Source organism: Microcoleus sp. T3_A4 (assembly GCF_036700465.1).
Lineage (GTDB): Bacteria > Cyanobacteriota > Cyanobacteriia > Cyanobacteriales > Microcoleaceae > Microcoleus.
Genome location: NZ_JAUBOY010000089.1, coordinates 1 through 11,993, shown reverse-complemented (window position 1 = coordinate 11,993; position 11,993 = coordinate 1). Strand labels below are relative to the sequence as shown.

Below are 11,993 nucleotides of genomic sequence, written 5' to 3'. Positions count from 1 at the left end.
TGTTTCCTCAATCTTGGCCCTCTTGTTGGCCTGTTGTTTCTAACACCTCCTAATTGTAAAAAACCTACACTTGTAAGCCCCCCTCTCCCCCATCCGTATTTTCACGTCCGTGAAAAAAAAAAGACCAAAAAAAGAGAGAGCTACCTAAGTAACTCTCTCTGCCATCAGGGTGCATCTACATAACACAATATAACATGATAGGGATGAGGGGTGTCACCCCCAAACGTGAAGATGTTGTAAAGAAATGTAGATTAATTATAAAGTTACGATCCCGCCAGAAGGGCGAGATCGGGAAAAACCGATCGCCCGCCGCTGTATCCGCTACACGATCCCCTTAATAATTGCTTAGCTTGGGCCGTTAAGCTTCGCCACCAGCAGCTCATTCGTCAGTTTGGGATCAGCCCGGCCGCCCGTTTCCTTCATCACCTTGCCGACAAAAAAGCCCAGCAGCTTAGTTTTACCGGCTCGGTACTGTTCGAGCTCCTTGGGATTGGCGGCCAACACGGCATCGATCGCCTGATCGATCGCCCCAGTATCCGAAATTTGAATCAAACCCTTGCTTTCAACAAACTTCTGAGGCGAACCACCGTTTGCCAGCAACTCCGGCAAAATATCCTTAGCGATTTTGCCACTGATCGTACCGGCCTCAATTAGCCCCAGCAGTTCGGCTAAATCCTGCGGTTGGAAAGGAATTTCTGCGATCGCCAGCTTTTCATTTTTCAGATAAGCAGTAATATCGCCCATCACCCAATTGGCAGCTTGTTTAGCCACAGCACCGGCGGCGATCGATTTTTCAAAATACTCCGCCACCGCTTTGTCGTCAGTCAGCACCCGCGCGTCGTAGGGAGAAAGACCCAGCTCAGTTTCGTAGCGATTGCGCTTCATTGCCGGCAATTCCGGCAGTTGAGCTTGCCAATCCTGCAATTGCTCGGCCGAAACTTTGATCGGAGGCAAATCCGGTTCCGGGAAATACCGGTAATCGCTCGCACCTTCCTTAACCCGCATACTAAAAGTACACTGCTTGTTTTCATCCCAAAGCCGGGTTTCTTGGATGATGGTTTCGCCATTTTCCACAGCTTGAATTTGCCGCTCGATCTCATAATCGATCGCCCGTTCGATCGCATTAAAAGAGTTCATATTTTTAATTTCCACCTTCGTGCCGAACTCTTTTCTGCCCACGGGGCGAACCGAAATATTCACGTCGCACCGGAGCGAACCTTCCTGCATATTCCCGTCGCCAACACCGATGTAGCGCACGATCCGGCGCAATTCTTGACCGTATTCGGCAGCTTCCGCGCCCGATCGCAAATCCGGTTCCGAAACAATTTCGATTAGAGGCACACCAGCGCGGTTGTAATCCACCATTGAATAAGTTGAACCGCTGAGCCGATCGCTACCGCCGTGAACCAATTTTCCGGCATCTTCCTCCATGTGCAAGCGAGTGATCCCGATTTTTTTTCTAGTAGAATTTCCCGTCTCATCCACGAGTTCAATTTCTAGCCAACCGTTAGTAGCGATCGGCAAATCGAACTGAGAAATTTGATAATTTTTCGGCAAATCGGGATAGAAATATTGCTTGCGGTCAAACTTACTGTAAGGTGCGATTTCGCAGTTGAGAGCCAGCCCTGCTTTCACCGCATACTCCAGCACTTTTTGATTTAATACGGGCAAAACTCCCGGCATTCCCATACAAATTGGGTCAATGTTAGTATTTGGGGCATTGCCAAATTCTGTAGAAGAACTGGAGAAAATTTTAGTATTGGTACTTAATTGACAATGAGTTTCGAGGCCGATAATGGCTTCGTACTGAGTTCGGTTTTTTATCGAAGAGGGTGCAGAAGCAGTCATAAGCAATTTAAAAGACTGAATAACTTTAGATTTTATTTTAGCTTTTTATTGACCAAAGTGATTGGAGAGTATTTGGAGGTAGGGGCGGTTTCATTGGTGTCAACAAGCGCGTCAAACCCTGAGTTCGGCAGGTTTAAACCCCTGACGGACTTGGGGAAAGCGTGTTTAGTTGAGACAAATGGGGATCTGCATAGGCAACGCCCTGCTACAGATTCGCGATCGACCCAAGCCCGCAGCCACGCCGATCTCCTTTTGATCGCCCCCAAACAACAACTCTGTGCAAAAATATACTTAGGGTCAGCTCCTGCCCGCACCCTTCCCTTACCCAGGAGAGTTTTAGATCCATCCACCACAATTGCTGATCAATCTACACCCCAAATCCTTTTACTGGCAGTATTTAATAACGCCCGCCGCCTCCAACGATCGGCTCCACGCACAGACTAAAAATTAAAAATGTATAATTTAACAGGAAATTACATATTTTTATTTTTTAAACTTTAATTTTGAATTCTAAAAGTAACACTTGCCTAAGTGTCAAAACTATGCGTGAAATTCCAGTTAAAAGTGCCACACTGTTTCCGAACAGCATCACTGAGCTAGAGCAGGCGGAATCAGCCCTCGAACTCGCTTGGAACGAACTCGAAAAACAAACAGCAGAAACCATTGCTCACCTTGCCAACGCCGGCTCAGCAAACACACAGGAAATTAGCGATCGCTTGACCGAGGCTAAGCAACTCCGCCAGCAACTTCAAACTCAAATAAAAAAAGCCAACTCGCGGCGGGAATTTCATCTAGAAAACTTACCAATGGCAGTTGTAGAGTGGGACAAAGAATTTCGGGTAGTGCGGTGGTCGCCAATGGCAGAACAAATATTTGGCTGGAGTGCAGCAGAAGTAATCGGCAAATACTGGCACGAATGGTCAATAGTTTATCAAGAAGACTTCGAGGAAGTGTGCGCCGCCACAAATGAACTGTTACACAGCAGAGAAACCCGCAACGTTTGCCGCAACCGCAACTATACCAAAGATGGCTCGATAATTTACTGCGAATGGTACAATTCTGCACTCATCGATGAATCGGGAACAGTAGTTTCAATTCTCTCTTTTGCCAGAGACATAACCGAGTTCCAGCGCGCTCAAGAAGAACTGCATCGGCGCGAACAAGCTTTCAGCGCCATCGCCGAAAATGCGACCGATATTATCGCCCGGTTCGATCGCAAACTACGCCTCCTTTATATCAACCCAGCAGTAGAATCAACTATTGGAAAAAATGCCGAAAAATTGATTGGCAAAACCCACCAAGAATCAGGAATGCCACCGCACTTATGCAGCCTGTGGGATGAGGCTTTTATGAAAGTTTTTGGTAGCGGTAAACAAGAAACTATAGAATTTGAGTTTCCCACTTCCGAGGGCATAAAATATTACCACTGTCGAGTCATTCCCGAGTTTGCTGAAGACAATTCAGTAGAAACAGTTTTATCCATCTCCCGCGACATCACAGAACTAAAACAAGTCGAAGATCAGTTGCGACAAAGCGAATCCAAATTTAAAGCCATAGTTGATTCTAATATGATCGGCTTAATTTTTTGGGATCTTGACGGCCGCATTATAGATGCCAACGCCGCTTTTTTAAACACGGTAAATTATACGCGGGACGAGCTGCTTGCCGGAAGAGTTAACTGGCAAGAAATGACACCACCAGAATACGTGAGTATAGATACAGAAAAAGTTGCAGAACTGAAGGATAGAAATACGGTTGTTCCCTTTGAGAAAGAATTTATACGCTCCGACGGTAGCCGCGTTCCGGTGATGTTGGGTAGCACATTTTTAGAACAAACGCAACAGTTTGGCGTCAGTTTTGTGCTAGACGTAAGCGAGCGTAAACAGGCAGAATGGGAACTGCAAAAACATCAAGAACTTTTAGAAAGCATTCTGAAAACAATCCCCAACTTTCTTTACATTTACGATGCAGTAGAAAACAAAAATATTTATGCAAATGAATCTGTCACCGCCATACTCGGCTACACTCCTAAAGAATGGCAAGATTTGGGTATAGATGCTGTCGCTAACTTAGTTCATCCCGAGGATCTGTTAAAGCTAATTACAGGTATGGATCGACTAAAACACAGCAGCAATCCCTATGAAACGGATGACAGAGACTACAGAATTAAACACAAAAATGGGGAATGGCGCTGGGTGCACGATCGCTCTACAATCTTCAAAAGAACGCCCGACGGACAAATGAGGCAAATTATCGGTTCCGTACTCGACATCAGCGATCGCAAACAAGCCGAAGAATTATTAAAACAGCAAAAAGAACTGCTGCAAACTATCTTCGACAACGTGCCGATCATGCTCGCTTTCTTAGATAAAAATGGTCAAATAAACTGGGTAAACAGCCACTGGGAACAAGTGCTAGGCTGGAGTTTGGCAGAAATCAAAAACCGTGATATCTTGGCAGAATTTTATCCGCAACCAGAATACCGTCAATATGTTTGGGATGAAATCCAAGCAGCAAATCAGAAGTGGAGCGACTTCAAAACACAAGTTAGAGACGGGCGAATTATCGACACTTCTTGGGCAAATGTTCGTCTTTCCGACGGCAGTTGTATCGGAATTGGTCAAGATATTACCGAACGCAAACGAGTAGAATTTAAACTCAAAGAACTCAACGAAACTTTAGAAGCTCAAGTCGCTCAGCGTACCGCAGAATTAGAGACTTTTTTTGATGCTTTGCCCGATCACATTTTTGTGGTAAATCGCGAGAATATGCGACTGTCTTTTGTTAACCAATCGGTTGCCCAAACGGCTGGATTAAATAGCAGGAAAGAGATGCAGGGCAAAACGATTTGTGAATGTTTTTCCCCAGGCAGAGCCGCACAATTCTGTAGGGAAAACTCCCAGGTATTTGAAACAGGCGAAACTATGCACTTGCAGGATAAATTTGTAATGGCTGGCGAGACGACTTACTACGATACTTTTAAAATTCCCCTCAGAAATATAGACGGCAAGGTTTATGCTTTAATTGGCACTTCTCGCGATATCACTGAGTTGGTAGAGACAAAACAAGCTTTGTCAGAACGCACAGAGCAATTAGAAGCTGCCAATCAAGAATTAGAATCTTTTTCTTACTCAGTTTCCCACGACTTGCGTGCACCTTTGCGACATATTTCAGGTTTTGTAGAAGCGTTGAAACAGCGGCTAGAATTAACTGAGGCTTTGAGCGATCGCAAAATACTTCACTATATGGAAGTAATTGAAGACAGCAGCCAAAAAATGAGCCTGTTGATTGACGGTTTGCTCGCCCTGTCGCGGGTGAGTCGCACCGAGTTGAGGCAAATTCCGATCGATCTGAGCCGTTTGGTACAAAATGCGATTAAATTGACTAAACCCCCAGCCGTCGCCGATCCGGCCCAAACTCCCCACAGCGTTGAATTTGCCGTCGGAGATTTGCCGACAGTAATGGGAGATCCAACCTTGCTGCAACAAGTGTTCAGCAACTTGATTAGCAACGCCGTCAAGTTCAGCCGCGGACGCACTCCGGCTACAATAGTTATTGAGGGTTTACCGGATGGGACGATTTTTGTCAAGGATAACGGGGTGGGTTTTCCGATGGAATACGCCGATCGCCTGTTTGGAGCCTTTCAGAGGCTGCACTCCCAGAGAGAATTTGAAGGTACGGGCATCGGTTTGGCGATCGTCCAGCGGATTATTCACCGCCACGGCGGCACGGTTTGGGCCGAAAGCCTACCTAGTCAAGGAGCCACGTTTTACTTTAAACTAGCGCAAACAATCTCAAACGGTAATATAGATTCATAAGTTAAGTGTATAAGAGTTTTAAATTTTGAATTTAAAACTCTTATACACTTAAATAAGTCACAATCGGTGAGAGCATCCGAATTGTGGTGTGACAGAAGTGTTCACTGTCAGGGATGAAAGCGAAAGAGCTAGGCATAGCGGTGCACAAGATGCTCGTACTCCTAAAAAACGCTCTTTTAAAAATTGGGATGAGCCCCAATCGGTTCGGTCAGCCCTCGACTGCCGGTGCTAAATAAAGGTCTTGCGAGTAGAGTATATAATTGATTTTGCTAAAAATATCGAGATAAAATTAATAACCAAACTCAGTCTAAAAAATTACTAGCAAAAACACGAATAACCAATTGAAAACCTCCCCAATACCTTATGTTAGATATAAATCAGACCAACTATCTACTAAAAATGGTAGCGGAATCAACATTAAAATTGTTGATTATCGAAGACATGGCAGAAGATATGGAATTAATAGTGCTCGCCTTAGAATCGGGGGGGGTAAATTTTAAGTGCGACATGGCAGAAACAGCAACAGAGTGCAGAAAACTGCTGGAGAATTGCAAGTACGATGCTGTACTCTCAGATTACCGCCTCCCAGGCTTCAACGGTTTAGAAGTGTTGAAATTAATGCAGGAATTAGGGCAAGACATACCCTTGATTTTAGTAACGGGAAGTTTGGGAGAAGAAGCGGCAGTTGAGTGCCTCAAAGCCGGAATGACCGATTACGTATTAAAAGGGCGGCTGTTTAGGTTGCCAACAGTGTTAGAACGATCGCTCCAAGAATACAAAATGCGGCGCCAGCAACAAGAAGCGATCGCCCAAATTCAGCGGCAAGCTCAGCGAGAAGCGATCGTCAACCGCATCCTCCAAGCCATGCGCTTCACCCTTGTACTCGACGAAGTGCTGCAAACCACAGCAGATCAACTGCACGAAGCTCTCGAAATCACCGCCTGCGCCATCTTGCAGCCAGATGCTGAAGGCGGAATCAGAGTTCGCTACATCAGCAAAGCATCCAAAAGAGAACGGTTCGTCGGGCTAAATTGCAAAGTGGCCGAGCACTACCGATCCGATCTCGCGGCTGGGGAAACCCTGATCATCGACGAGTTATCGACACTGTGCCCGTCGCTGCAAGAATCAGCACAGTTGGTAGGGTTTCGCTCCGTCGCGATCGCCCCACTGCTCTACCAGCGGTCATTTTTGGGAGGAATTAGCCTCTATCAGTGCGATCGGGCGCGCTCTTGGAGCGCCGAAGAACTGTCGCTACTCAAAGCCATAGCCGATCAGTGCGCGATCGCGATCCACCAAGCCGAACTCTACCAACAAGCCCAAACCGAACTTGCAGAACGCAAGCGCGCCGAAGCAGCAGTCTGCGGCATCCAGCAGCAGCTAGCCACAATGGCAGCCAACATTCCCGGCTCAGTCTACCGCACCGTGCTGCATTCCGATGGCACAATCTCCATGCCCTACATCAGTCCGGGCGTGCGCGAAGTTACTGGGTTCGGGGCCGAAGAAGTGATTTCGCACCCGGAACTCTTGACCGAAATCATCCATCCAGAGGACAAAAGCTTGTCTGACAGCCTCGTAGCAGCATCGAGAGCGAGTCTTTTGCCGTGCGATCGCCAGTACCGCATCGTTCTGAGATCTGGGGAGGTCAAGTGGGTGCAAGACAGCGCTAAATTTTCCAAAAACGAACACGGCGACGTAATTATAGACGGAGTAGCCCTCGACATCAGCGATCGCAAACAAGCAGAATCAGCACTGCGCCAAAGCGAACAGCGATTTCGCTCGCTGATTGAAAACGCCACAGACATCACGATCATTCTCGACGCCGAAGGAATCTTCCGCTACATCAGCCCTTCCGTCAAGCGAATTTTAGGATACGCGCCCCACCAGGCGATCGGCCGCAGCGCCTTAGAAATAGTTCACCCCGACGACAGCGCCACGATCACCGAAACCCTCCACAAAGCCATTAAAAACCCCAAAAGAAGCCAGTGCCCAGTTGAGTACCGAGTCCGCCACCGCAACGGTTCCTGGTGTTATGTAGAAGCTGTAGCCACCAACTTGCTGTACGATCCCGCAGTCAAGGGAATCGTGATTAACTGTCACGACATCACTCAGCGCAAACTCGCCGAAGAACAACTGCTGCACGATGCTTTTCACGACGCCCTCACCGGATTGCCCAACCGATCACTATTTACCGATCGGCTCGAACACGCTCTGAGGATGGCAAAACGGCGCAAAGACTACTTGTTTGCCGTGCTGTTTCTCGATTTAGATAGATTTAAAGTAGTCAACGATTCCCTCGGCCACGCCATCGGCGATCAACTGCTAGTATCGATCGCCCGGCGTCTGGAAGCTTGTCTGAGGGTCGGAGATACAGTGGCCCGCCTTGGAGGAGACGAGTTTGTGCTGTTGTTAGAAGACATCGAGGGCATCAATGAAGCTACCACCATTGTCAACCGCCTGCAAAAGAAAATCACCTCCCCTATCCTTCTAGACGGACACGAAGTATTTATCACCGCCAGCATCGGCATAGCTTTGAGTTCTGGCGAATACGTGGAACCGACAACCCTGCTGCGCGACGCCGACACAGCAATGTACCGCGCCAAAGAACTCGGCAGATCCCGACACGAAGTTTTCAACAGTTCCATGCACGCCCACGCTTTGCGGCTATTGCAGCTAGAAAACGACCTGCGGCGGGCGATCGAATCAATTAGAGAGCCGGCCAGAGAAGAAGACTTTCCCCCATCCCCCGCCTCAGCCTTACCTCCCTTATCCCCAGCGCCCCAGTTTATTATTCACTACCAGCCGATCGTGTCGATCGCCAATAACACAATTACCAGTTTTGAGGCCCTAGTGCGCTGGCAGCATCCAGAACGCGGCTTAGTTTCCCCCGGTGAATTCATCACCATCGCCGAAGAAACCGGCTTGATCGTACCCCTCGGCCGCTGGGTACTTCGCACAGCTTGCCACCAAATCCGCCAGTGGCAGCAGCTATTTCCCAGCCACCCCCCGTTGAGCGTTAGCGTCAACATTTCTGTCAAACAGTTTTCTCAGCCAGATTTAATCGAATACATCGATCGAGTTCTTGCAGAAACTCACCTCGACGGCAGCAGTTTAAAACTAGAAATTACCGAAAGCGTACTCATAGAAAATTCCGACTCAGTAACAGCAATGCTGGTGCAGCTCAGAACCCGAAACATAGACTTGTGCATTGACGATTTCGGCACCGGCTATTCCTCGCTTTCCTACCTGCACCGCTTCCCCACCAATACCTTAAAAATAGACCGCTCTTTTGTTAGCAGGATGGGAGGTGAGTTCGATTTCAGTAAAGGAGGCATTGACCCGACCGAAATTGTGCGGTCGATCGTTACTTTGTCCCACAATTTAGGCATGGATGTAGTAGCTGAAGGAGTCGAAGAAGCCTCGCAACTATCTATACTAAAAGGGTTAAAATGTGAGTACGCCCAGGGATTCTTTTTCTCAAAGCCAGTAGACTCTCAAACAGCAGCAACCCTAATCCGACAGCAAGCAGAAAATCAGAATTTGCTGACATTTAGTTTGTTAGAGAAAGGTCATTAAAAAAACACGGCATTTTGTGAGTCCCGTTTCAGCATAAAATCTTAAAATATTTTAAAGCTGTTCCTAACTGGCGTCAGTTAATAACTACGGCATCCAAATCAATGTCAATGACCCCGGTCTCTAGATACGCTTCTTGCTTCGGGCCTAAGACTTAAACCATAGTTGACCAGAGGCGTACCTGCGTACTACGTTAACGGTAAGAGTTAAAGGCCTACCAGGGAATGCTCTCGCTAGTTCCTTGCCAAGCGAAATTTAGGATTAAACAGACTTATTGGGTTAAATCAGTTTCCTAGATATAGTATCGGCCCTTAACTAAGGCGCAAGCTAACATTACCCCTCTCATAGAGGCTCATAAAGGAGCGAACATTATGCGATCGCCGATTGCGAGGTTGGATGTGGTAATTGTCCCACTGACAGTACATTACAAAAGTACACTCCCATCTAGCAATCCCCGTGTAATGGAAAGATTCACGGCGGTTGAAACCGCCTAGCCGTTTCCCTCTCAGGTCTAAAGACCCGCTCGTTTCCCACTTACCAAATTTTTTTATGACTATTGGCTACCTCGCACTCGTTCTCCACGCCCACTTGCCCTTTGTCCGCCACCCCGAAAGCGACTACGTTTTAGAAGAAGAATGGCTGTTTGAGGCGATCGCGGAAACCTACATTCCCCTGCTGCAAGTCTTTGAAGGGCTCAAGCGCGACGGCATCGACTTTAAAATTACCATGAGCATGACGCCGCCCTTGGTTGCCATGCTGCGCGACCCCTTGCTGCAAGACCGCTTCGACGACCACTTGGCTAAACTCGAAGAATTAGCGGATCTCGAAATCGAACACAACAGCGGAAATGGTCACCTCCGCTATTTGGCAGAACATTACGCCGCCCATTTCTCTCAAGTCCGCAACTTTTGGGAAAAGTACGATCGAGATTTAGTCAAAGCCTTCAAAGAACACCAAGATACCAACAACCTCGAAATCATCACCTGCGGTGCCACCCACGGCTACCTACCGCTGATGAAAATGTACCCCGAAGCAGTTTGGGCACAAATTCAAGTAGCTTGCGACAACTACGAAGCAAACTTCGGCCGCCGACCAAAAGGCATTTGGCTGCCCGAATGCGCCTACTATGAAGGCTTAGAACGGATGTTAGCCGACGCAGGCCTCCGCTACTTTCTCACAGACGGTCACGGCATCCTCTACGCCCGCCCGCGTCCCCGCTACGGCAGCTACGCCCCAATTTTCACCGAATGCGGAGTCGCAGCCTTCGGTCGGGATCACGAGTCCTCGCAGCAGGTTTGGTCTTCCGAAGTCGGCTATCCAGGCGCCGCCGAATACCGGGAATTCTACAAAGATTTGGGTTGGGAAGCTGACTACGATTACATTAAGCCCTACATCATGCCCAACGGCCAGCGGAAAAATACCGGGATTAAATATCACAAAATCACCGGTCGCGGATTGGGTTTAGGCGATAAACAGTTGTACGATCCTTACTGGGCAAGGGAAAAAGCAGCCGAACACGCCAGCAACTTTGCTTTTAACCGGGAACGGCAAGTCGAGCACCTGAACGGGATTATGCAGCGTCCGCCGATTATTGTTTCACCTTACGACGCCGAACTTTTCGGTCACTGGTGGTACGAAGGGCCTTGGTTCTTAGATTACCTGTTCCGCAAGAGTTGGTACGACCAAAATACTTACGAGATGACGCACTTAGCCGATTATTTGCGGGGAAATCGGACTCAGCAAGTTTGTCGCCCGTCGCAGTCTAGCTGGGGTTTCCGGGGTTTCCACGAGTATTGGTTGAATGAGACGAATGCTTGGATTTACCCGCATTTGCACAAGGCTGCGGAACGGATGATTGAGTTGGGAAGTATGGAACCGGAAGATGAGTTGCAATATCGTGCTTTGAACCAGGCGGCGCGGGAAGTGCTGCTAGCTCAATCTTCTGACTGGGCATTTATCATGCGTACAGGGACGATGGTGCCCTATGCAGTGCGGCGGACTCGATCGCACTTAATGCGCTTTCACAAGCTGTACGATGAAGTGAAAGAAGGGAAAGTTGATTCGGGTTGGTTGGAGAAGGTTGAGGAGATTGATAATATTTTCCCTGAAATTAACTATCGCGTTTATCGATCGCTTTAAGTCTCGTTTCCCTTTTCATCCTGTCCCCCCAGCCCTGCTTAAGGGAGGGACAGGATGTTAATTAAAATTATAGGTGATGGGCGATCGCCGTGAGTGGAATGAGAAGGGCGATCTTAGGTTGGGAGTGTGAGTGTGATGGCTTTTTGACATCGAAAGGTCGATCGCACTTTATCTCTTTTTCTCAACGCGCGGGCGATCGCACAACACAATCTAGTCAAACAGCATTGTGAGCTGAGGAACGCTTGACAATAGAGAATTACTGGTGAAGAATTTCAACTATCTTGGCGATCGCCTCGTTCAACTTCTCAGGTTTAAGCTTACCAGCTTTATAAAGTATAATTTCTCGATCAGCGGTAAACAAGCGATTAGGTCTAATGTTGCTCGTTTGGTTAAGTCCGCCCTCGCTAAAATCACTACTTTCAAGGGTAATAGCATAGCGATCGGCGAGCGTCTGGCTAGTAATCTGACAAAGAATTAGATCGTCTCCTGCCAAAGTTGCTATGACTAAAGCCGGTCGGCGCTTGGCTTGTGTTAAATCTGAAACCCACATTCCGCAGATGTGTGTGGAATTTTTTTATCAGTTGTGAAAAGTTGGAGTCAAAAAGTTTTTCCGTTTAA

The 11,993-nt window shown here is 47.7% G+C and carries 6 protein-coding genes; 4 read left to right on the top strand and 2 right to left on the bottom strand.

Annotated elements, in window-relative coordinates; all coding sequences use genetic code 11:
* Nucleotides 1-345 precede the first annotated feature (345 nt).
* Nucleotides 346-1,848, bottom strand: a complete 1,503-nt coding sequence (gatB, locus tag QUA07_RS28895) for an Asp-tRNA(Asn)/Glu-tRNA(Gln) amidotransferase subunit GatB (RefSeq protein ID WP_333080220.1) — start codon at nt 1,846-1,848, stop codon at nt 346-348.
* Between the two features lie 542 nt (nt 1,849-2,390).
* On the opposite strand from gatB, the gene QUA07_RS28890 reads away from it, so the two are divergent.
* The 4 genes from QUA07_RS28890 to QUA07_RS28875 all read left to right on the top strand — a co-directional run bounded on the left by QUA07_RS28890 (nt 2,391) and on the right by QUA07_RS28875 (nt 11,375).
* The gene (locus tag QUA07_RS28890; protein ID WP_333332404.1) at nt 2,391-5,666 is read left to right on the top strand and encodes a PAS domain S-box protein; all 3,276 of its coding nucleotides are present in this window, start codon (nt 2,391-2,393) and stop codon (nt 5,664-5,666) included.
* 399 nt (nt 5,667-6,065) lie between these two features.
* Nucleotides 6,066-9,239: an EAL domain-containing protein gene (locus QUA07_RS28885; protein ID WP_333332401.1), complete on the top strand. Its 3,174-nt coding sequence runs from the start codon at nt 6,066-6,068 to the stop codon at nt 9,237-9,239.
* A gap of 368 nt (nt 9,240-9,607) precedes the next feature.
* Entirely contained in the window at nt 9,608-9,730 is a 123-nt protein-coding gene (locus tag QUA07_RS28880) for a hypothetical protein (RefSeq protein ID WP_333332398.1), read from the top strand.
* A gap of 55 nt (nt 9,731-9,785) precedes the next feature.
* The gene (locus tag QUA07_RS28875) at nt 9,786-11,375 is read left to right on the top strand and encodes a glycoside hydrolase family 57 protein (protein ID WP_333080216.1); all 1,590 of its coding nucleotides are present in this window, start codon (nt 9,786-9,788) and stop codon (nt 11,373-11,375) included.
* Between the two features lie 256 nt (nt 11,376-11,631).
* On the opposite strand, the gene QUA07_RS28870 is transcribed toward QUA07_RS28875, so the two are convergent.
* Nucleotides 11,632-11,925, bottom strand: a complete 294-nt coding sequence (locus tag QUA07_RS28870) for a type II toxin-antitoxin system PemK/MazF family toxin (protein WP_333332395.1) — start codon at nt 11,923-11,925, stop codon at nt 11,632-11,634.
* Nucleotides 11,926-11,993: the final 68 nt, after the last annotated feature.

Bases quoted from the DNA above. Each gene is read 5' to 3' on its own strand.
- gatB (WP_333080220.1), bottom strand. From the start codon at position 1,848: ATGACTGCTTCTGCACCCTCTTCGATAAAAAACCGAACTCAGTACGAA.
- QUA07_RS28890 (WP_333332404.1), top strand. From the start codon at position 2,391: ATGCGTGAAATTCCAGTTAAAAGTGCCACACTGTTTCCGAACAGCATC.
- QUA07_RS28885 (WP_333332401.1), top strand. From the start codon at position 6,066: ATGGTAGCGGAATCAACATTAAAATTGTTGATTATCGAAGACATGGCA.
- QUA07_RS28880 (WP_333332398.1), top strand. From the start codon at position 9,608: ATGCGATCGCCGATTGCGAGGTTGGATGTGGTAATTGTCCCACTGACA.
- QUA07_RS28875 (WP_333080216.1), top strand. From the start codon at position 9,786: ATGACTATTGGCTACCTCGCACTCGTTCTCCACGCCCACTTGCCCTTT.
- QUA07_RS28870 (WP_333332395.1), bottom strand. From the start codon at position 11,925: ATGTGGGTTTCAGATTTAACACAAGCCAAGCGCCGACCGGCTTTAGTC.